The organism is Salegentibacter holothuriorum (assembly GCF_900168045.1).
In the GTDB taxonomy this organism is placed as follows: domain Bacteria; phylum Bacteroidota; class Bacteroidia; order Flavobacteriales; family Flavobacteriaceae; genus Salegentibacter; species Salegentibacter holothuriorum.
On record NZ_FUYY01000002.1, the window covers coordinates 236,150 to 258,392 of the forward strand.

The window sequence follows — 22,243 nt, forward strand, 5'->3', positions numbered from 1 at the left end:
ACAGACTTGCTAAGAGAACCTGGCTTCACAAAATTAAGAACCAGTAATTGCTGGTTTCATTTCGTTTAAATGGTGTAATTTTGGTAGCAAGAAATTTATGCGAAATACGAAACGGTCAATAACTTACAAAGTAATTAGCGGATATCTCCTTATAGCCGCACTTGCTGCTATTGCCGTTTGGCTAGTATGGAACCAGGTCGTTGCATTTAGCCAGGTTTCAGAAAAGAACAATAATAATAACGAACAGCTTTTTATGCTGAGCGATATTACCACCAGCCTTTATGAAACTGAAAATTTAAGCAGGCAACTTATTCAAACCGGAAATGAAGCCGATCTTGATAAATATCAAAACCAAATAGATAGTATTCAGTTTAATATTAAAAAACTAAAAACCGGTTATGCTGATAGTTCTATAAAAAATGAACTGGACAGTATTAAAGAATTACTTTCTGATAAGTCTACCAATCTTCAGGAATTATACGAACTAAGAGAGCAACAAAGAAATCAGAACTATTACTCCCAGGTCTTAAATGAATTAAAGAAAGTAGATCCCTCTTTTGATGATTATAATTACAACCAGCGTTTCTCCAACCTGGAACCGCACCAACGTAGGTTATTAATTAGATGGCTGGAATATTCACGGGAAGATAATGCCGAAAAACTCACCAACCGAACAGCCGACTCTATAATTGGCTCGGTAAGAAGTGTATTAAGTGAGTTGGAAATTGCTACCAGGCGTTTTCAAAATACAGTAGATAAAAAAGAACAGGAATTTCTGGAAAATGACATGATTATTAACCAGCAATTACGGCGTTTATTGGGTAAAATTGAACTTGAAGAACGGGAAGCCTCCATACAGCGAGCAAAAGTTTCCCAGGATATGATAAAAGAGAGTTCTCAAATATTCATAATTGCTGGAGTTGTGAGCTTCCTAATTATATTATTGTCACTTATTTTTATCATTAAAGATATCACTAAAAGTCAGCAATATAGAAGACAGTTAGAGGAAGCAAAAGATTTTGCTGAAACCCTGCTAAAAAGACGGGAGCAATTTATGGCCGCCATTACCCACGATTTAAGATCTCCTTTAAATACACTGATTGGCTATACCGATCTTATTGAAAATTCTTCATTAAATACCAAGCAGTTACATTATATGGACCAGGTGAAAAAATCGTCTAACTTCATTCTTCATTTGGTAAATGATTTATTGGATCTTTCTAAGCTGGAAGCCGGAAAAATGACGATTGAAAAACTACCATTTAATCCCGCAAAACTTATAGAAGATACTGTTTATAACGCTTTACCAGCAAAAAGAAATGAGAATGTAGCGATTGTTTTTGAAGCTTCAAAAGATGCAGACACACAAGTTCTTAGCGATCCCTTCAGGATAAAGCAGATAATTACCAACCTCATCACCAACGCCTGTAAGTTTACTAAAGAAGGGGAAATTAAAGTCAATATTTACCTTAAGAAAGAAATTGAAGATAGTTACTGCCTTATTATCTCGGTAAAAGATACCGGTATTGGAATTTCTGAAGAAAAACAAGAAGAGATCTTTGAGGAATTTTCACAGGAAAATACAAAAATAGAAAAAGCCTACGGCGGAACCGGTCTCGGACTTACCATTACCAAGAGTTTAACCGAATTACTAAAAGGCGAATTAAAGCTGAAAAGCAAGCAGGGTGAAGGTAGTGAGTTTACGGTTTTTCTTCCCGTTAGAAAGCTTACTACCGAAGCAGCCAAAGCACCTGAAACATCATCTACACCAGAATTACCAGATCTTACCGGAAAAACAGCTCTTATTGTAGACGATGAACCTTCTCAGCTTTCTCTCACCCGAGAATTACTTAAATCTATGGGAATGCAATGCGATAGCGCATTAAATGGAAATGATGCTCTTAAAAAACTAAAAAACCAAAACTATTCCCTCGTGCTAACCGATATACAAATGCCCGAAATGGATGGTTTTGATCTCATTAAAAATATCAGGAAAAAGTACAAAAGCGGGGAATTGCCTGTTATTGCTTTATCTGGGCGAACAGATGTTGACGCAGAAACCTATAAGCTTGCAGGATTCAACAAAAGCCTCTTAAAACCTTATAAACCCGGAAAACTTCAACAAAGTATTGCCGATATCTTTAGACTTGAACTTAAAGAAAAAGTAAATAATAACCTTCAAAACTCTAAGAACAATCATTACAATCTCCAGGACATTTATGATTTTTCGGCAGGAGATCAAGAAGCTGTACAAAGCATTTTAGAGGCTTTTATAGAAAGTTCTAGATCACAAATAGAGCTCATTGCTATGGCACGCAATGACAATGATTTAAGAGAAGTCGCCAGGTTAGCGCACAAGATGGTGCCTATGTTAAAGCAAATAAATGCCATACACCTGGGCAAGCAATTAGAAAGACTGGAGCAGCATGAAGCTTTTACAGATAAAGAATTTAAACAATTAAAGACCGGAATTTTAAGCTTAATGAAAGAACTGGAACAGGAAATTAAAGTTTAATATCGTACTGTTTTAGTTTGTTATAAAGTGTTTTGCGGTCTATAGAAAGTAATCTCGCAGCTTTGCTCTTATTTCCTCCTGCCTTTTCCAGAGCGTCTAAAATTAATTGCTCCTCATTCTTATTTTTAAATAGCCCATATTCGGTTTCTGGATTGGAATGATTCGCAGTTGCAATTTCATGCGGCAATACTTTAAGCGGTATCATTTCGTCTTGAGTAAGCAGAGCCGCCCTTTTTACCATGTTTTTTAACTCCCTTAAATTCCCAGGCCAGTTATAGTTTTTAAAAGCTTCAATAGCACTTTCGGTAAAGCCTATTACATTTTTCTCTAATTCAGCATTGGCCTCATCAAGAAAATATTCTGCAAAAAGCATCAAATCTTCCTTGCGTTCGTTTAAAGAAGGCACTTTAATTGAAAATTCATTTAAACGATGATAAAGATCTTCCCTAAACTCTCCATCTTTTACAGCTTGCGCAAGATCTTCATTGGTAGCGGTAATTACGCGAATATCCACATGTAACTCATTATTGCTGCCTACAGGTTTGATTTTTCTTTCCTGAAGCGCCCTTAATAATTGCACCTGGAGTTCATAACTTAAATTACCAATTTCATCTAGAAAAAGCGTACCACCGTTAGCCGCTTCAAAATGTCCGGTTTTATCGCTTATTGCTCCGGTAAAAGATCCTTTTAAATGACCAAAAAATTCACTGGAAGCCAACTCCCTGGGTATTGCCCCGCAATCTACAGCTATAAATGGAGCTCCTACACGCTTACTTTTTTTGTGAATACTTTTTGCCACCTGCTCTTTCCCGGTTCCACTTTCACCCATTATTAAAACAGACATATTTGTAGGTGCTACAAGCCCTATGTAATCACTTAATTTAAGTGCAGCTTCACTAACTCCCTTAACAAAACTGGTCTCCTGTGTTACGGCAGATTTTTGTATTGGTTTAGCTTGCTTTTTTTCCCCGGCTGGTTTAACCTGGGTATGAGTTAAAGCGTTCTCTATGGTTTGTAAAATAGACTCCGGTCTAAATGGCTTAGATACATAATCAAAAGCTCCAATTTTCATTGCCTCTACCGCCATACTAATTTCGGCATAACTGGTCATAATAATAACCTGAGTATCGGCATTTTTCCCTTTCACTTCTTTAAGAATCTCAAGACCACTGGTATCAGGTAACCTAACATCAGAAAGGATGAGGTGAAAGGAGTTATCTTTTATTTTTTTTAAAGCCTCCAGTCCAGAAAAAACCAATTCAACCTCATAGTCTCGCTTGATTAGAAAAGTTTTCAACATAGTTCCAAAAGGAACATCATCTTCAACTATAAGAATTTTTGTCATTGATTTTTAATTTAAGCGTCTTGCAAATTTAACAATCTAAAATTCATTAAGTTTAAAATAAGCATAAAAAAAGAGACCTCGTTAAAGGTCTCTCTTCAATGACAATCTAAATTATTTATTAACCTGTCATTGGGTGGTATCCATTTTCCAAACTGCAAAAAGCGCTATCTTCATAAAATCTATAAATCTACCTAAATAATTAAAAAAGTGTTAGTTAGTAGGCCAAAAGGCTATTTAATTATCTAAGTTGACGTGCTTACAATTGCTTATTGCTTTACATTTGGTGCCGAAGGAGTTGGTTTCTCTTAAAATCCGGCTGTTGATTTAAAATTTCTGTTGATTTTATTGGTAGGGCAAATCAAACCAACAGAAATTATTATTCAGGGCAAAAAACTATTTATCTGCTTTCTCAATCCAGTTGCCTTCTTTATCTATATAAGCTACCTTCTTCTCGCCATCTACATTAAGTGCCACTTTATATACACTTTTACCATCCTTTTCCATCACCCAGGCTTCTTCAGCTACGGCAGCATTCAAATCGGTCATAATTGCATCTTTTATAGCCTGTGGTAAAGCTAAAACATCAAGCTTTTTAAAATCATCTTTCACCTCCTGAGCCTCTTCTACAGTTTCAGTTTGCTCCATTTCCTCTGGTTCTTCTACCTGTGCTTGTACATTTTGACTGAACAAAAACATTCCAGCAGCGGCCATTAAAGTTAATCCAAGCTTTTTCATAATAATAAGGTTTTAAGTTATGTGGTTTAATTCTGATAAAGGATAAGGAATAATTGTACCAAAACCTCAATAACACATGTATTAAATTGATTTTCAATAGGTTAATTAAATTTCGAAAATCTTAATAGACATCAATTATGTAGAAAACCCCATTTTTTAAGAGAAAATTATGTAGAAGTGTAGATTTTCAAAAATAAGGAACAAAAAAAAGAGACCCTGAGGTCTCTTTTTCTCCGAAAATCTAAATTATACAACAGTATCTAAAGCTGCTATATCTAATATTAATTTAGCGAAATGTAAATACAAAAAATCGTACCATTAAACCAAATAAATTTTAAACTTCTGAAAACAAATACATTAACACACAACCATCTTTAAGCCTCCTTCCAGAAGCATAAAAAATAGGGTATCTTTTCTACACTAGTGTAGAAAATCATCTCACTTATTTTAAAGGATTGTTTCTTCTGGCTTTTTTTTCTGCATTGATTTTTTTCGCTTTTAGACGCTTTAATTTTGCGGACTTACTGGGTCTGGTTTTTTTTCTCGGTTTAGGCTTTTTTATGTTTTCTCTAAGTAGTTCAAAAAACCTGGCAACAACAAGAGCCTTATTTTTATGCTGGCTGCGGCTTTCTTCACTTTGTAAGATTAAAAGATGATCTTTTGTAAGCCGCGTAGATAGTTTTTTAAGTAAGCGCGATTTTTCTTCCTCCAAAAACCCTTCTGAAGCTTCTATATCAAAATAAAGCTCAACCTTAGAAGAGGTTTTATTTACGTGCTGGCCACCAGCACCCGAACTTCTCACGGCTTTAAAACTAAGTTCCCGTGTTATTTGCGCTTCATCCAAAACTAATTATTTAGGTTGATGAGTCGGCTTTAAAAGATCGGCTACTGTTTTTACAGGATTAAAAGTTTCTAACGGAACTTCTACAAAAACGGTATTCCAGTAAGCCATACCGCCGTTCCATAAACCTGGTCTTTCTAATGCTTTTAAGGGTTTTCCGTCTTTAGTTTTATGAGCAATAAAACTCATATTCTCATCTACGTAAAGATTAAGATCAAAACTTTCACCCTTGTGATTTTTTAGACTACAGGCAATATCTACAGGATTAAAGTGTGTAGAATTATTAAGAATTTCTAATTGCTCTGAATTATTTTTGTCTATTTGAGCGCCTTCAATAATTTGCAACGAGATCTCACCATCTTCATTCTTAACCAAAAAAGGGCCACCTCCTGGTTCACCTTCATTTTTCACCATTCCACACACTCTTAATGGACGATCTAGTTTTTTACATAGATATTCCATTTTCTCTTCACCGGTGAATTTATTAAAGGAAGAAGTGACTTTTACAAAAAGTTCTTCCTCTAAAAATTTTGCTATCTCTTCAATTTTTGTTTCTGAAATATTCCCGGCATCTAGAGCCTGCATATACTCAAAAACCTGCTCTTGTAGAGTGATGAGCTTTCCTCCAAGCATTCTCTTCATTTCTACTACTTTTGGAAGGTTGGTAGCAACAACTACGTTATCTATATTTTTAATAAAAATAAGATCGGCTTCCTGTTGATTCAGGTTTTCTATTAAAGCACCATGACCACCAGGTCTAAAGAACATCCTATCGTTTTCATCCCTAAATGGTTTATTTTCTTTGTCTACCGCAATAGTATCGGTTTTAGGATCCTGATACGAGTAAGAGATTTCGAATTTAGTTTGGGTAGCTTCTTCAACTCTTTCCTTAATATCCTCTAACTCATTTTCAAACTTTTCTTTATCACCTTCAGCAACCGTGAAATGCAATTTTGTTACTCCATTTACCGAAAGGTATCTTGCAGAACTATGCAAATGTTCCTCAAAAGCAGTTGCAGTAAAATCATTATAAGCATGAAAAGGAACCAGGCCTTTTGGCCAATCACTCAAGCCAAGCCCCGATTTATACAAAATAGTTTTTACCAGAATGAGTTGTTGTTCGTCATTAGATTTACCTGAAAAATCGGAAGTACTTTCTTTTGCTTTTTTATAAGCAAGCTCGTAAAATGGAAGCCTCTCTATTTTCTCAAAAAACAGTTGTAAACTTCCGTTCTCTTTTTTATCTAAATAATCCCTTAGGCTTTCTTTTTCGGGCTCAAATTCATCAGCAAAATTATGTAATGCTTTAAACATCCTGGTTGCCGCACCAGAAGCAGGGACAAATTTCAAAAGATTCAGCTGCTCTTTTTTATCTTCAAAAGTTTTAATAAACTTCTTTTGATCTTCAACATTATAAGCAAATATCCCGTTACCCAGGGTTGCTGCTTGCTGTATATCTACTTTTATATTTCCTCTTTCAAATATTTGAATTTGTCTTTCAACCTCTTGAGTTGATAATCCTTTTTCTTCAATCTGCAAAATGTCTATTTCGCTAAACTCCACGTCTATTTATTTTTTAAAAGTTTGTCTATTTCCTCTATCGCAATATTAAAACGATCTATAAGATCGCCTTTTAAAACTACATAAGGCTTTTGATGTTTTTTGAGTTCTTCCTCAAAACGTTTGAACATTCCTACTCTATCTTCGGGTTTATCCCGAAGATCGTCAGGCGTCCAGGGAACGTCAATATACGTTAAAAAGTACAGATCATATTGATTGTTTAACGCATGTTTAAGAAGTTGAGCATCGCAAAAACCTTCGTAATAGGCTTCAGAATAGACTTTTAACTCCAAAAGGTTAGTATCACTAATTAGGAGTTTATTAGCTTTTTCGGCCAGCACATTTTCACGTTTCATTTGGCCTTCAGCAATAGGGATCATGTCTTTTGGCTCACAAATCTTTTTTTCCTTATCCCATTTTTCCTGAAGATATTCCCGCATATATTCTTCTACCCAAAAAGTATCATAATGATTTGCCAGCATTTTTGCCAGGCTGGTTTTTCCGGTAGATTCGGGTCCAAAAAGAACTACTTTTATGAGGGACGAAGGTCGTTGCGCAAGTTTTTCTGCCATGCTTTATAGCCGTAAATAGCGATTATAGTAAATACAAAATATTGAAGCGCCGTTAAGGTAAGGCCTTTATAGAAATAAAGCGGAACCGAAATGATATCTCCAATAATCCAAAAAATCCAGTTTTCAACTTTTCTTTTGGCCATTAGCCACATTCCTACAAAGAAAATTGCCGTTGTAAAAGTGTCTACGTAGGCGGTCCAATTGGTCCATTTATCAAAATACTCATAAACTGCGAATACAAAAAGCAAGGTCGCAATAAAAATAAACAAGCATTGCCAGTTCTCTTTTTTAGTGGTATTGGTAATAGGCGTAAAATGCTCGGCATCTACTTTTCGCGTCCAAACATACCAGCCGTAGATACTCATAGAGAAATAATAAGCATTGATCATCATATCGCCCAATAATTCCCATTGCCAAAGCAAGTAAACAAAAATCATGGTACTAATTATCCCGGTAGGATAAACCAGAATATTGTTTTGCTTGGAATAGAGTACCGAAAGAAAACCAAAGATTACCGCAATTACTTCAAGGATGATAAATAAAGTTGGGTACCCGTAATACTGATCAAAGAAAAAATCAAAAATCGGCTGCATAGTCGCTTCGGTCAGATTTCACAATTTTAATATAAATGAGTCCGCGGTCTATAGCCTCAAAAGCATCTTTAATTTCTGAATTTAATAAATTCATCACCTCATCATAATCTCCATAAACCTGGGTGCTCAGCGGATTCTCTTTTACTATTAAGCCTGAAGCCCTCAATTTTTTGATGAAATTGATGATTTTTGGTTCAAAATCGTCCTGCAACGGACTTAATGTTAATTCTACTGAAATATTCATTGTTATTTGATTTAGGCCACGAATGCACAAATAATATGTTCACCCCAGGCAAGCCAAATTTAAAGATTTGAAATTAGTATTGTTGTGACTCAAGGAAACAATTTACGAGGCACTACTTTTTTGTTTCTCCAAAAATTAATCCGATCCTATTTTCAGTTAGTTTGAGAATCGCAATCAAGACTGTATATTTTCTCGTCATTGCGAGAAACAATTTGACGGAAGGAAAATTGTGACGTGGCAATCTGCAGAATAAAACCTGAATTTTCAACAACAGATTGCTTCAGTTGTGCCTCCATCGCAATGACGCTGTTTATTTATGAGCTATAAATTTTCAAATTGCGTTCCCATCACAATCATATCGGCACCGGCTCTATAGGCATTTTCCTGTTGTGTCAAACTTCTAATTCCACCACCTACTACCAAAGGAATTGAAACCGCTTTTTTTACTTCGGTAATAATTTCTTCAGAAACCGGAATAACAGCTCCACTTCCGGCTTCAAGATAAATAAGTCTTTTTCCAGAAAATTCTCCGGCCAAAGCAGTATTTACAACAGTTTCTAACGCACTCTGTGAAATTGGCTTTGTTCCACTTACCCGTTGCACAGCACATTCTTTCCCGCCGTCTATTAAAATATAGGCCGTGGGAATAATTTCCAGTTTACTATGTTTTAATTTCCCTACAGATTTTACCTGCTGCTCTATTAAATATTCCGGGTTTCTTCCAGAAAGCAGACTTAAAAACAGCAATGCATCTGCAGTCTCGGTGATTTGAGAATAATCACCGGGGAACAGGATCACAGGTAGATTGGTCTCGGTTTTTATTGCTTTTACAGTTTTTTCAGTTTTAAATTTTTCAACGGTACTGCCTCCTACTAAAATATGAGTTGTTTCTTTGGGAATCTTTTTTAGGTAAGTTGCTGCTTCAACTTCATTAAATTTATCGGGATCTATCAAAATAGCAAGTAGCCTCTCCTCATTGGCAGCGGCCTGGGAAATTTCAGCATAAAAATTCCGCATTAATTTTGGACTTTTTTAAGATCACCCCATCCATACACGCAAGTAAAACCTTCAAATTCCAGGAATTTCATTTCATAAAAAGACTCCCTCCCTTTAAAATTCACTTTCGCCGTAGTCTCGGCATCATCAAAGTCAAAATCGGTCACATTAATATGCTGTAAAAATCCGAGGCCGGGTTCGGCATACATTTTATAAATAGATTCTTTAGCCCCCCAAACTATGGTAAGTTTTCTTATTAAAGCTTCTTCGTTAGCTACAGTATGGTATTCGCTTAAAGGGGTGAATTTATTAGCTATTTTTAGAATTTTATCGCGTCGTTTTTCAATATCTATCCCCACTTTTTTATCGCTTAAGATAATGGCAGTGAAATTGAAAGAATGCGTAATAGAAATATTATTTCCGTTTTTTAAATGTGGCTTTCCCAGATTATCATAGAACAGGTCATGATCTACATAACCCGCTTCGGCCAATAAATGGCGAATACTCATAAAACCCCTGCGGTGGATTTCAGATTTCATTCCGCTTACACGATTTTGGCAATGTTCGGTAAGTTCAATTCCGCTACTCAAATCTTCAAAAGACTCTTCTACCTTCCAAATGAAGACTTTAGTGTGCAGATCTACTGTTATTGTTTTGTAAAGTGGCATGTAGATTTATTAAAGATTCCTTATTTTTGTGCTTGAAAAAAATTGCTAATATTCAAATATAATAATATGTCGACTAAAACAGTGCCGCATACCGCTTATAAAGTTAAGGATATTTCCCTGGCTGATTGGGGAAGAAAAGAAATAGAACTTGCCGAATCTGAAATGCCGGGCTTAATGGCACTTCGTGAAGAATACAAGAACGAACAACCACTAAAAGGAGCAAGAATTGCAGGATGCCTTCACATGACCGTGCAAACCGCTGTGCTTATTGAAACCCTAGTTTCTCTTGGCGCCGATGTTACCTGGAGCTCTTGTAATATTTTCTCTACTCAAGACCACGCTGCAGCTGCAATTGCCGCTGCCGGAATACCTGTTTATGCCTGGAAAGGAATGACCGAAGAGGAATTTAACTGGTGTATTGAACAAACTTTATTTTTCGGCGAAGAACGCGAGCCATTGAATATGATTCTTGATGATGGTGGCGATCTTACCAATATGGTTTTTGACAAGTACCCAGAGCTAGCTGAAGGCATCCGTGGACTTTCAGAAGAAACCACGACAGGAGTTCATAGACTTTATGAAAGAATGAAAAACGGAACTTTGGTAATGCCGGCAATTAACGTAAACGATTCGGTTACTAAATCTAAATTCGATAACAAATACGGATGTCGCGAAAGTGCTGTTGATGCTATTCGCCGTGCAACCGATATTATGCTTGCCGGAAAACGAGTAGTAGTTTGTGGTTATGGAGATGTTGGTAAAGGCACCGCTGCTTCATTTAAAGGCGCCGGATCTATTGTGACTGTTACTGAAATTGATCCTATTTGCGCTTTACAAGCTGCAATGGACGGTTTTGAAGTAAAAAAATTGGAAACTGTTTTACCAAAGGCTGATATTGTAATTACCACTACCGGAAACAAAGATATCGTTAGAGGTGAGCATTTTGAAGCGATGAAAGACAAAACCATCGTTTGTAATATTGGGCATTTTGATAACGAAATTGATGTTGCCTGGCTGAACAACAATCACGGTGATTCTAAAGATGAAATCAAGCCACAGGTTGATAAATATACTATTAACGGAAAAGATATTATTCTTTTAGCTGAAGGGCGATTGGTAAATCTTGGTTGTGCTACTGGCCACCCAAGTTTTGTAATGAGTAACTCTTTTACCAACCAGACCTTAGCTCAAATTGAACTTTGGAAAAATTCTGATAAATATGAGAATGAAGTTTATATGTTACCGAAACATTTAGATGAAAAGGTTGCTAAACTTCATCTTGAAAAAATTGGAGTTGAATTAACCGAACTTAAGGATTATCAAGCCGAATATATTGGCGTGGAAGTAAAAGGCCCTTACAAGCCAGAATACTACAGATATTAACAATGTAATTTCCGCCCTTCGACTATGCTCAGCATAAACTACAGCGGAAATCCCTTTATAAAAAGCAGACCTCACAGGTTTTGGAAACCTGTGAGGTCTTTTTATTTATTATACGTCATCCTGAACTTGCTTCAGAGCCTGTCCCGAATTCTTGTCGGGGATCTAAGCAAGTTTTAAACAAAAATCACTTCTAATTCCCGCTCATAAACCAGATGAAGAAAATAATAGCAACAAGCACTACGAGCAAGGCAAGCAGCACAAGCACCCATTTTGCAACTTGAGGTTTTCTTCTTGCAGGTTTCGAAATATTATGAGATTGGCCTAAAAAGCCACTTCTTTTAATAATTTCAGCAGCTCTCTCCCGCTCACTCTCCTCAACTTCTATTCGCATCCCATCATTTCCTAAACCCCCAATATTAGCCGCGCTATCCATAGCTTCGCCATAAGTTTTGTAAGCTATGTTCTCATCATCAAAAAGATTTTTTAGAATAGAAAGCTCATGCCGATCTGAAGTACGAAAAACATTTACATAGTTCATAATTAAAAACTTAAAGCCCCACTTAAAGATACAAAAAAACCCCTTCCGAATTTCGGAAGGGGTTTTTATATAATTTTAGAACTTCTTTTCCCTATTTCGGGTTAGGAACTCTATGCTTCATACGGTTCTATAGAAACGTAAGATTTATTGTTCTTTGTCTTAGAGAATTTCACAAGACCGTCAACTTTAGCGTGTAAAGTATGATCTTTTCCTGCGTACACGTTCTCACCTGGATTATGTGCAGTTCCTCTTTGTCTAACTATGATGTTTCCCGCTACGGCAGCCTGACCGCCAAAGATCTTCACACCTAAGCGTTTTGATTCTGACTCTCTACCATTCTTGGAACTACCGACTCCTTTTTTGTGTGCCATTTTACTTTAGTTTTAAGTAGATTAATATTTAACTTAAAGCTTCAATTAATTCAGCTTTCTTCATAGAAGAATAGCCTTCAAGACCTTTCTCCTTAGCCATCTCTTTCAATTCAGCTACGGTGTACTGACTTAAATCTTCCGATTTTTTATCAGATTTGGTTTCTTTAGGTGCTTCCTCTTTTTTAGCTGAAGCAGCTTTTTTTCCACCTTTTACATCGATGCTTTCAATTACGATTTCGGTTAAAGATTGACGGTGACCGTTTTTCTTCTTGTAACCTTTACGTCTTTTCTTTTTGAAAACGATTACTTTGTCTCCTTTAAGGTGACGTGTGATTTTTGCTCCTACAAGAGCACCATCTATAGCCGGGGCGCCTAGATTTATGTTGTCTCCGTCTCCGGTAAGAAGAACTTTGTCAAAAGAAACGCTGTCTCCTTCTTCTCCGCTTAGACGGTTAACAAACACTTTCTGGTCTTTTGCAACTTTAAATTGCTGCCCTGCTATCTCTACAATTGCATACATAGTGTTGTGATTAATTAATTTATGCTAAAAATTACGCTTACTTTTTTCGCAAGCGGGTGCAAATATACTTCTAATTAATTAATTCACAAAGCCTAAAAAGATTTAATAGGTGTGCTGCTGCCCTTCTTTGGTATTCCAGGAATCTTTAAACAGTTGCATATATGCTAAAGTAAGCACCAGGCTGGTAGCAAACCCCATTACTGCAACCACAAATAGCACAATTCCTATCTCTGTACCATAATCTGTACGCCACATATTTATAAGGTTACTCAGAAAATCTGGGCTTAATTCTGTAGCATAAAAGGCGAAAAAAATAGTAAATATAATAGTAGCATTAAACCCGGTAAGGAGACTTGCCATAAACCCTTTCTGATATTTAAACTTTGCGCCTTTGGAATTCCTGTAGGCTTTTAAAGACAGCCACATTCCCGCTGCCATTATCACTCCATTAAATAAGCTGAACAAAGGATAGATATGTACATTAAAAAGAGATAATATTAAAAAATAAGCAATTAGCCCTACTGCGATTAAAAGTCCATATTTAATTGGAACACTAAAATTCTTCATAGCTCTGGTTGGTGTTTTTATTTAGTAAATTTCTAAAAAATGTACCGGTTTTTAACTTAATAGCTTGTTAATTTTGACACTTTTCGCACATTTACGATATTTTCTACATTATTCTGAAGCTATCTTGTAACAAAATACGACTTTAGATTACTAATCCTATGCATTAATGAAAAATCTATTTAAAAATGATTAAAAACTTAAAGATGGCTGCCCTTGCATTAGTTTGTAGCGCAGCAGGAATTGCCCAGGAGGTAGAATTTACTGAGTACAACCTGGACAACGGATTACACGTTATTTTACACCAGGACAACACAGCCCCAGTAGCTACCGTTGGAGTAATGTACCACGTAGGTGCAAAAGATGAAGAAGCAGGCCGCTCTGGCTTTGCTCACTTCTTTGAGCATCTTTTATTTGAAGGCACCGAAAATATTGAACGCGGAAAATGGTTCGATATCGTTGCCGCTAATGGTGGTAGCAACAATGCTAACACCACGCAAGATCGCACGTATTACTACGAAACTTTCCCTTCAAATAACCTTGAATTAGGTTTATGGATGGAATCGGAAAGAATGCTTCATCCGGTTATTAACGAGATAGGCGTAGAGACTCAAAACGAGGTTGTAAAAGAAGAGAAACGCTCTCGTATAGATAATGCTCCCTATGGAAAGATCATTTACTCTACAGGCATCAACAAATACGTTTTTGATAAGCATCCTTACAAAAACTCTATAATAGGCACCATGGAAGACCTTGATGCCGCAGAGCTAGATGAATTCAAAGCCTTTTTCGATAAATATTACGGGCCTAATAACGCTACTTTAGTTGTTGCCGGAGATATCGATGTTGATGAAACCAAGGAAATGATCGAGAAGTATTTTGCTGAAATTCCTGCAGGAAACGAAGTAGAAAGAGTTTCTGTACAAGAAGAACCTATCACCGAAACCATTACTGCCACCGAATATGATAGCAATATTCAAATTCCGGCTAAGTTATTTGTTTACCGCACCCCTTCTATGAAGGATAGAGATGCCTATATCCTTGATATGATATCTTCTATTCTTACCGACGGAAGAAGCTCTAGAATGTACAAAAAGATGGTAGATGAAGAAAAAACCGCACTACAGGTATTGGCTTTTCCAAGATCTCAGGAAGACTATGGAACTTACGTGATGGGCGCACTTGCTTTGGGAGAAACTCCGCTAGACACTTTAGCTGTTTCTATGGATGAAGAAATAGACAAACTTCAAAATGAGTTGATTTCAGAAAAAGAATATCAAAAACTTCAGAATAAATTTGAGAACCGCTTTGTGAATTCAAACAGCAGCATATCAGGTATTGCTTCTTCATTAGCAACTTACAATGTTCTTTACGGAAATACAGATCTAATTAATGAAGAGATTGAAATCTATAGAGATATCACCAGAGAAGACATCAAAAGAGTGGCTAACGAATACCTTAATGAAAATCAACGTTTGGAACTAGATTATCTTCCAGAAAGCGAAAAGGAATAACATAAAAAACATATAGAATGAAATTTAATATAATCACATTATTTATCGCTTGTTTTTTGACCACCACGGCAATAGCACAGGTAGATCGTTCAAAACAACCGGAACCAGGACCAGCCCCAAAGATCAATCTTGGCCAGCCAGATGAATTCACGTTAAGCAACGGCTTAAAAGTTATGGTGGTAGAAAACAACAAGTTACCAAGGGTTTCTGCTTCCTTAATTATAGACAACAAACCTCACGCCGAAGATAAACCGGCCACCTCCTCTCTTGTTTCTGCTTTAATGGGTACGGGTACCCAGAATATGTCTAAAGATGATTTTAACGAGGAAATAGATTTTTTAGGAGCTAGCATAAATTTAGGAGCCGAAAACGCTTCTGCAAGTTCACTTTCTAAATTTTTCCCAAGAGTTATGGAGCTCATGGCTGAAGGAGCTTTGAGGCCAAAATTCACCCAGGAAGAATTTGAAGCCGAAAAGAACAAGCAAATTGAAGGCTTAAAATCTATCAATAAAGACGTAGGTTCTATAGCGAGCCGTGTAAGCGCAGCTCTAGCTTATGGAGTTAAGCACCCTTACGGAGAGTTTGCCACGGTAGAAAACACCGAGAAAGTTTCTTTAGAAGACGTAAAAAGTTTTTACAAAAATTATTTCAAACCCTCCAATGCTTACCTTGTTGTAGTTGGTGATGTAAAAACTTCTGAAGTAAAAAAACTTGCTGAGAAAAATTTTGGAAGCTGGGAAGCCGATGCTCCAAGAGAGCAGGAGTTACCTCAAGTAGCTAACGTGAATGAAACACAAATCAACTTAGTTGATATGCCAAATGCAGTTCAGAGTGAATTAAGACTTCAAAACACCATAGATTTAAAAATGGCAGATGAAGACTACTTCCCGGTATTGGTGGCAAACCAAATTCTTGGTGGTAGCTTTGGAAGCTACCTAAATATGAACCTTCGTGAAGACAAAGGTTATACTTACGGAGCAAGAACAAATACTGGAGCCGACAAATATGCTTCGAGATTTATTGCTCAGGCAAGTGTTAGGAACGCGGTAACCGATAGCGCAATTGTAGAATCTTTAAAGGAAATTAGAAGAATTAAAACTGAACCTGTAGATCCTGAAATGTTGGAAAATGCTAAAAGCAAATTTGCCGGTGATTTCGTATTGAGGTTAGAACAACCTTCTACCATTGCTAATTATGCGCTTAACATCAAAACCAATGATCTTTCAGACGATTTTTATGTGACTTTTCTTGAGAAAATAAATGCAGTGACTGCTGAAGACATTCAACGTGTAGCAAACAAATATTATCAAACCGATAATATGAGAATTGTAGTTGCGGGTAAAGCTTCAGAAATTGCTGAAAACCTTGAGAAAGTTGAATTTAACGGAAAAACAATTCCGGTGAAATATTACAACAAACTTGGAGAGGAAGTTGAAAAACCAGAAGCTAAAGAAGTTGACGCATCGGTAACGGTAGAAAAAGTTTACGCAGATTATATCGAAGCTGTTGGCGGACGTGATGCTGTTGAAAACGTAGAAAGTGTAGTTATGACAGCCAAAGCTAGTGTACAGGGAATGGCGCTAAACCTAAGCCTGAAAAGAACTATGGAAGGTAAGCTAAACCAGGAAGTTTCTGTTGGCGGTAACGTAATGAGCAAACAAATTTTTGATGGTGAAGCTGGATTTGTAATGGCGCAAGGTCAAAAAATCCCTTATAACGAAGATCAAATTAAAACTGCTAAAATAGATGCTAATCCATTTCCAGAACTACAGGTTGGAGATGCAACTTTAGAAGGAATTGAAACTGTTGAAGGTACAGATGCCTATGTTGTTGCACTTAACGACAACTACAAAGCTTACTACAACGTAGAAAGCGGTTTAAAAATGCAAACTGTACAAACAATGTCTCAAGCTGGGCAAACAATGTCTATTCCTACAAGTTATAGCGATTACCAGGAAGTAGAGGGAGTTAAATTTCCTTTTAAAATGACTCAGGCTGCTGGCCCACAAACATTTGAATTTGATGTAACTGAATACCTTATTAACGAAGGAGTTTCAGCTGCAGATTTTGAAGAATAGTGATTTTTATTGATGTTAGAGAGAACCGGCCAGCAATGGTCGGTTCTTTTATTTTAAAACCAAATCTAAATTTTATGGAAGTTGAAACCAACAAACATCTTTTACCATCTTATTTTAAGATTATCTCTTTTGTAATTGCCGGCTTAGCATTAATTTCTGCGGTAATAAGCTTTAATGAACAACTGAATCTGGCCCCCAACATATTCTTACCGCTTGGAAAATACTTATTCCTATTAGCACTGGTATTTTTTTCATTCTCAAAGGAAAAAAATGAAAAAAAACATTTTAACCAACTAAGGCTAAAATGTTTAATACCGGCAATAATTTTCGCTAATATCTTCTTCCTTTTCGAAACTTTTATGGAGGAGGAACTATTCAAATCGGTTGAGCACCGTGAATTTATGTCTGCATTTGAAGTTTTATTAATCTTTCATGTCTATTATTTAGTATCCTTTTACTATTACAAAAACAAGTAAGCGCAAACGACACTAAGAATTTAAATTAAGTAGCCTGTTTTCTAAACTTAGAAAACACTTTTTTAGATCTATTTACAATAAATACACCTATTAAGATTACAAAAGCCGAAATTAACTGCCAGCTACTAAAAACCTCACCATCTAAAATCCCCCAACCTAAAGCAACTACCGGAATAGTGTAGGTTACAGAAGTAGTAAAAACCGGATCTGAGATCTGCACCAATTTATTAAAAATTATCATGGCTACGCCTGTTCCAATCACCCCTAAAATAGCAACATAACCTATAGATTGTTGCAGCACGATATTAGAAAGATCGTGTTCAAAGAAACCTGAAAAATATAAAATCACCAAAGTAGGCAGTAATAAAACGGTGAAACTACCCGCTGCAATTGCCAGCGGACTAATATCACTCATATGTGTTTTAAGAATATTTACATTCATCGCATAACAAGAGGCAGCGATAATCACCAGAAGTGAATAAAGATAATTCTGATCTGGATTAATACTGGCACCACTTAAAATCAAGCCTGCCGTACCCAGAAGACCAACCACAACGCCTAATATTTTATTCTGATTAAATGCTGCCTTAAAAAATAGAGCACCAAATATAAGTGTCATTAATGGCGTCGCTGCATTTAAAATTGAAGCAATAGCACTATCAATTTCTGTCTCTGCAAAAGAAAAAAGATAAACAGGAAAGAAATTACCCAGTATACCTGATAGCAGCATCCATTTCCATTGCCCTTTCTTAATTTTCAGTATCGATTTAAAGCCAATAAGCACAAGAAAAGCAGCGGCAAAAATTATTCTTAATGATCCAACTTCTATAGCCGATAATCCTTCCAGGCCTTTTTTAATAAGAATAAAGGAACTTCCCCAAACAAGAGAAAGTATAACCAGGTACATCCACTTTAATTTTTCCAACGGCATATTACTAGAATTTTTTAAGCTGCAAAAGTCGGTATTACTTTAGAGCTGAAAAGGAAAGTGAAGATTATTTTTAACCCAATTCTATTAAAAGGGGCGTGGTGATTCCGTTTTAGCGTCTAAAGTAAAAAAAATATACTCAACTTAGACCCTGAAACGAGTTCAGGATGACGATTCAACTTTAACCAATAATAAATATTGAGAAAGGCTCCACTAATTCAAATTTCTCGTCCAGTTTGAAATTTAATCTTCCCAACGGAAAGTTTCAATAATATGTTTCATATCTTTTTTCAGATAATCTGCTGCGGGAATAATAGAATCATAATTAGGTTTAGCTCTAAAATAGGCTGAAGCCGTCACAAAGTGATTCACACTATCGGTTAGGTAAAATTGTGCCTGGGAAGCCGCATCACCAGAAACTTCATAAAACATTCCGTAAACATCCTGAACCTTATTGGTATAAACGTCACCTTCAATAGCATCGGCCTTTATAGTATGTTGCAAAGGGAGTTTTTGCGCATCAGCTAATAAGGAATCCAGGTTATTATTAATTGGCTGATAAGTTATAAATATAGTTCCGTTAAGCTCGTTATATTCCAGGTCTATCCAACAAGGAATATTATTTCGGGAAGCTTTAATTTCGGCCAGGGTATTGATTTCAAAATTATAAGGGCAATTAAGATTTGTAGGCTCGTATTTAGCTTCAGGGTAATTGAGAGATAAAAAGGCGCGCGGCTTGGGTGTTGCAGCATCTTCTCCGCAACCTAAAAGCATTAACATCACTAATACAAAGGGATATTTCTTCATACCATTAAATCTTCTAAACTTCTACGGGTGAGATATTTAATTTTATCTGCTTAAGACGTTTATTGTCTAAAACCTCTACTGTAAAGCTATAATTCAAGAAATAGATAACATCATTTTTCTTAGGAAAACCTCCCGAAATCTCTAATAAAAAACCCGCCAGGGTATCTGCTTCCCCTTTTCGATCTTCAAAAGCAACAGGATCTTCAATTTTCACGATTCGGTAGAAATCCTTTAAAGGCGTTTTTCCTTCAAAAACATAGGTGTTTTCGTCTAACTTGGAATAAACCAGGTCTTCATCATCAAACTCATCACTAATATCCCCTACAATTTCTTCAATAATATCTTCAAGAGAAATCAAGCCGCTGGTACCGCCATATTCATCTACTACAATTGCCAGGTGATTCTTTTTTGTCTTAAAATCATTCAACAAATCATCCAGCTTTTTATTTTCGGGAACAAAATAGGGCTCCCTAAGCAAGCTTGTCCAGTTAAAATCTTTTTCATCAAGAAATGGCAGCAAATCTTTAACGTATAAGATCCCAATTACATTATCTATATTTTCCCGGTAAACCGGAATCCTGGAGTAACCTCTATCTATAATTTCAGGAATAATTTCTTTATAAGTCTGGCTTTCATTTAAGGCAAAAATATCCATCCTGGGGCGCATTACCTGCTTAGTATCGGTATTACCAAAAGAGACAATGCCCTGTAATATTTTTTGCTCTTCCTGGGTAGTATCTTCTTCACTGGTAAGCTCTAAAGCCTGTGATAAATGATCTATACTTATAAAAGAACGCTGCTTCCCAAGACGGTTATGCATAAAAATAGTTACGGCTCGCATTGGACCACTTAAAGGAGTAAAAATAGTATCCAGAAAATTCAATGGACGCGCCATAAAATTGGAGAACAAGACGTTGTTTCGGCTGGCGTAAACCTTAGGTAAGATCTCACCGAAAAGCAGAATTATAAATGTAACCACCCCAACTTCAATTAGAAACTTGAAGTTTATGCCGTAGAATACGGTATTCATCCCGCCAAAAAGTTCATCGGCAAGATTATCGAATAGTAAAACTATGGCTATATTAATAAAATTATTGGCCACCAAAATAGTAGCCAGCAACTTCTTGGGTTTATCTAATAGATCTACCACTAGTTGTTGTGCCTTACTGCGCTTCCCGTCTTCAGCAATTACATCGGCTGGTGTAAGCGAGAAGAATGCTACCTCTGCCCCAGAAATTAAGGCTGAACAAAGTAAAAGCAGCAATAAAACTAAATAGCTTAATAGCTGCGAAAAATCAAAAGCGGCCCAAAACAAAATTAAACTGGGAGGTTCTGAATCCAAATGATGGGGTTTAAATTAAACTTAGAAAGGCAAATCGTCTTCCTCTTCTTCTTTTGCCATAGATTGACTGGCAAAATTATCATTTTTAGGCGTGTTTTGTTGATTTTGAGCAGGAGAATTTTGTTGTTGCATATTTCCGCCTCCTTCGCTCTCTCCTTTTGGAGTTAAAAAGGTAAACTCTGTACATTGTATTTCTGTGGTATAACGATCATTTCCCTGGTCGTCCTGCCATTTTCGGGTTTTAATTCTACCCTCAATATAAACCTTATCACCCTTTTTAAGATATTTCTCGCAAACCTCTGCAGCTTTGTTACGCACCACTATATTATGCCACTCGGTATTAGTAACACGTTCGTTGGTGGTACGGTTGGTATAAGTTTCGTTGGTAGCTAGCGGAAATCGACCAATTGCCCCACCGCCTTCAAAATAATGCATTTTCACGTCGTCTCCCGTATGCCCAATTAGCATTACTTTGTTTAATGTACCTGTCATCTCAATTAATTATTTTTTGCCAAAAAAGGCTATTTATTTACATTCTAAAATACTGAAAAATTTATTGCTAAATAAAGCTAAATTCTATAAAACTTTAAACAAATTATAAAGAATAGGTTTCCAGTGCTGTTTCTTCAAGGAAATTAGCAATTAAAACAGGCACAGGGTAATCTTTCACATTCTTTACAGGAATTCCCTCTTCCCCAATTCTTTCAGCTTTAACCCACCAAAAATGTGTATAAATATGTTGATGCGAAAGCTTATGCACCACAGGTTTTTGATTGTGTAGCTGTAAAGATAATTCCTGACTACCTAGAATTTCATTTATTTTTTCTTCGGAAGGAAAAGCGCCTTCGCTTATTGGTTTTTCGGTTTCAATTAATGGAAATTCATATAATCCGTTCCAAATTCCTTTCCCGGTTCTTTGCTGAAGCAGGGTTTTATTTTCTTCAGAATAAACCACTAAATAATTGAAGTAACGTTTTTTCACTTTTGCTTTCTTCAGCTTTACCGGCAAGTCTTTGATTTTATTCTTTTGCAAAGCCAAACAACCGGAACTTAAAGGGCAACTTTCACAAATTGGATTCCGCGGTTTACATTGCAGCGCCCCAAACTCCATTAAAGCCTGGTTAAAACTGGATGGATCTTTTTCGTCTAACAACTCAGAAGCCAGCGCTTTGAATTCCTTAATTCCAGCTGTAGAATTTATAGGGGTTTCCACATCAAAAAATCGAGATAAAACGCGATAAACATTCCCATCTACTACCGCAACAGGTTCATTATAACAAATTGAAGCAATAGCTGCAGCGGTATAGCCCCCCACTCCTTTTAGCTTTTTAAGTTCTTTATAAGAACTTGGAAAAACACCATTTAAGTCTTCAGCTACATATTTAGCGCTTTCATGAAGGTTTCTGGCGCGAGAGTAATATCCTAAACCCTGCCATAATTTTAGCACTTTTTCTTGAGGAGCTTGAGCAAGATCAAAGACACTGGGAAAAGCGTTTATAAAACGAAGATAATAGGGCAAACCCTGCTCTATTCTGGTTTGTTGAAGCATAATTTCACTCAGCCAAATATGATAAGGATCACGCGTTTCGCGCCACGGCAAATCACGCTTATTTTTTAAATACCAATCAATCAATACTTTAGAGAAAACCATAC

General features: G+C 36.4%; 22 protein-coding genes. 4 read left to right on the top strand and 18 right to left on the bottom strand.

Translation table 11 applies throughout. From position 1 onward, the window contains the following. The first annotated feature begins 97 nt into the window (after positions 1-97). Positions 98-2,515, top strand: a complete 2,418-nt coding sequence (locus tag B5X51_RS05385; protein ID WP_079719867.1) for a hybrid sensor histidine kinase/response regulator — start codon at positions 98-100, stop codon at positions 2,513-2,515. On the opposite strand, the gene B5X51_RS05390 is transcribed toward B5X51_RS05385, so the two are convergent. From B5X51_RS05390 to B5X51_RS05430, 9 genes are all read right to left on the bottom strand, one after another. Then, positions 2,505-3,860: a sigma-54-dependent transcriptional regulator gene (locus tag B5X51_RS05390; protein ID WP_079719868.1), complete on the bottom strand. Its 1,356-nt coding sequence runs from the start codon at positions 3,858-3,860 to the stop codon at positions 2,505-2,507. The genes B5X51_RS05385 and B5X51_RS05390 overlap by 11 nt on opposite strands. A gap of 393 nt (positions 3,861-4,253) precedes the next feature. Beyond that, positions 4,254-4,595: a hypothetical protein gene (locus B5X51_RS05395; RefSeq protein WP_079719869.1), complete on the bottom strand. Its 342-nt coding sequence runs from the start codon at positions 4,593-4,595 to the stop codon at positions 4,254-4,256. Positions 4,596-5,037: 442 nt separating this feature from the next. After that, positions 5,038-5,439 (bottom strand): alternative ribosome rescue aminoacyl-tRNA hydrolase ArfB, encoded by a 402-nt coding sequence (arfB, locus tag B5X51_RS05400; RefSeq protein WP_079719870.1) that lies wholly within the window; start codon positions 5,437-5,439, stop codon positions 5,038-5,040. A 6-nt stretch (positions 5,440-5,445) separates the two neighbouring features. After that, positions 5,446-6,975, bottom strand: coding sequence for a DUF4301 family protein (locus B5X51_RS05405; protein ID WP_317042098.1), 1,530 nt, complete (start codon positions 6,973-6,975; stop codon positions 5,446-5,448). Positions 6,976-7,001: 26 nt separating this feature from the next. Continuing rightward, positions 7,002-7,568, bottom strand: coding sequence for an AAA family ATPase (locus tag B5X51_RS05410; RefSeq protein ID WP_079719872.1), 567 nt, complete (start codon positions 7,566-7,568; stop codon positions 7,002-7,004). After that, on the bottom strand, positions 7,529-8,161 hold the full coding sequence (gene pnuC, locus B5X51_RS05415) for a nicotinamide riboside transporter PnuC (protein WP_079719873.1): 633 nt from the start codon (positions 8,159-8,161) through the stop codon (positions 7,529-7,531). The genes B5X51_RS05410 and pnuC overlap by 40 nt, the downstream gene beginning before the upstream one ends. Continuing rightward, positions 8,145-8,405 (bottom strand): YkoF family thiamine/hydroxymethylpyrimidine-binding protein, encoded by a 261-nt coding sequence (locus B5X51_RS05420; protein ID WP_079719874.1) that lies wholly within the window; start codon positions 8,403-8,405, stop codon positions 8,145-8,147. Before B5X51_RS05420 ends, pnuC begins: the two co-directional genes overlap by 17 nt. A gap of 321 nt (positions 8,406-8,726) precedes the next feature. Continuing rightward, positions 8,727-9,422: a phosphoglycerol geranylgeranyltransferase gene (locus tag B5X51_RS05425; protein WP_079719875.1), complete on the bottom strand. Its 696-nt coding sequence runs from the start codon at positions 9,420-9,422 to the stop codon at positions 8,727-8,729. Beyond that, positions 9,422-10,069 carry a 4'-phosphopantetheinyl transferase family protein gene (locus B5X51_RS05430; protein WP_079719876.1) on the bottom strand — a complete coding sequence of 216 codons (648 nt, stop codon included), beginning with the start codon at positions 10,067-10,069 and terminating at the stop codon, positions 9,422-9,424. The genes B5X51_RS05425 and B5X51_RS05430 overlap by 1 nt, the downstream gene beginning before the upstream one ends. 66 nt (positions 10,070-10,135) lie before the next feature. Between B5X51_RS05430 and ahcY the strand changes: the two genes are divergently transcribed. Then, on the top strand, positions 10,136-11,452 hold the full coding sequence (ahcY, locus tag B5X51_RS05435; protein ID WP_079719877.1) for an adenosylhomocysteinase: 1,317 nt from the start codon (positions 10,136-10,138) through the stop codon (positions 11,450-11,452). Positions 11,453-11,642: 190 nt separating this feature from the next. Here the strand turns inward: ahcY and B5X51_RS05440 are convergent, their stop codons facing one another. The 4 genes from B5X51_RS05440 to B5X51_RS05455 form a co-directional block, all read right to left on the bottom strand. Next, positions 11,643-11,990 carry a putative signal transducing protein gene (locus tag B5X51_RS05440; RefSeq protein WP_079719878.1) on the bottom strand — a complete coding sequence of 116 codons (348 nt, stop codon included), beginning with the start codon at positions 11,988-11,990 and terminating at the stop codon, positions 11,643-11,645. 110 nt (positions 11,991-12,100) lie between these two features. Next, entirely contained in the window at positions 12,101-12,361 is a 261-nt protein-coding gene (gene rpmA / locus B5X51_RS05445) for a 50S ribosomal protein L27 (protein WP_079719879.1), read from the bottom strand. Positions 12,362-12,389: 28 nt separating this feature from the next. Continuing rightward, positions 12,390-12,881 carry a 50S ribosomal protein L21 gene (gene rplU / locus B5X51_RS05450; RefSeq protein WP_079719880.1) on the bottom strand — a complete coding sequence of 164 codons (492 nt, stop codon included), beginning with the start codon at positions 12,879-12,881 and terminating at the stop codon, positions 12,390-12,392. A 102-nt stretch (positions 12,882-12,983) separates the two neighbouring features. Then, positions 12,984-13,448 carry a DUF4199 domain-containing protein gene (locus B5X51_RS05455; RefSeq protein WP_079719881.1) on the bottom strand — a complete coding sequence of 155 codons (465 nt, stop codon included), beginning with the start codon at positions 13,446-13,448 and terminating at the stop codon, positions 12,984-12,986. Between the two features lie 185 nt (positions 13,449-13,633). On the opposite strand from B5X51_RS05455, the gene B5X51_RS05460 reads away from it, so the two are divergent. After that, on the top strand, positions 13,634-14,959 hold the full coding sequence (locus tag B5X51_RS05460) for a M16 family metallopeptidase (protein WP_079719882.1): 1,326 nt from the start codon (positions 13,634-13,636) through the stop codon (positions 14,957-14,959). Positions 14,960-14,976: 17 nt separating this feature from the next. Beyond that, positions 14,977-17,037: a M16 family metallopeptidase gene (locus tag B5X51_RS05465; protein WP_079719883.1), complete on the top strand. Its 2,061-nt coding sequence runs from the start codon at positions 14,977-14,979 to the stop codon at positions 17,035-17,037. Positions 17,038-17,538: 501 nt separating this feature from the next. On the opposite strand, the gene B5X51_RS05475 is transcribed toward B5X51_RS05465, so the two are convergent. The 5 genes from B5X51_RS05475 to mutY form a co-directional block, all read right to left on the bottom strand. Next, entirely contained in the window at positions 17,539-18,444 is a 906-nt protein-coding gene (locus B5X51_RS05475) for a DMT family transporter (RefSeq protein WP_079719885.1), read from the bottom strand. Positions 18,445-18,684: 240 nt separating this feature from the next. Next, positions 18,685-19,248, bottom strand: a complete 564-nt coding sequence (gene gldD / locus B5X51_RS05480) for a gliding motility lipoprotein GldD (RefSeq protein WP_079719886.1) — start codon at positions 19,246-19,248, stop codon at positions 18,685-18,687. A gap of 13 nt (positions 19,249-19,261) precedes the next feature. Beyond that, on the bottom strand, positions 19,262-20,590 hold the full coding sequence (locus B5X51_RS05485) for a gliding motility-associated protein GldE (protein WP_079719887.1): 1,329 nt from the start codon (positions 20,588-20,590) through the stop codon (positions 19,262-19,264). A gap of 21 nt (positions 20,591-20,611) precedes the next feature. Further along, positions 20,612-21,082 (bottom strand): single-stranded DNA-binding protein, encoded by a 471-nt coding sequence (locus tag B5X51_RS05490; RefSeq protein ID WP_079719888.1) that lies wholly within the window; start codon positions 21,080-21,082, stop codon positions 20,612-20,614. Between the two features lie 103 nt (positions 21,083-21,185). After that, the gene (mutY, locus tag B5X51_RS05495; RefSeq protein ID WP_079719889.1) at positions 21,186-22,241 is read right to left on the bottom strand and encodes an A/G-specific adenine glycosylase; all 1,056 of its coding nucleotides are present in this window, start codon (positions 22,239-22,241) and stop codon (positions 21,186-21,188) included. Positions 22,242-22,243 lie beyond the last annotated feature (2 nt).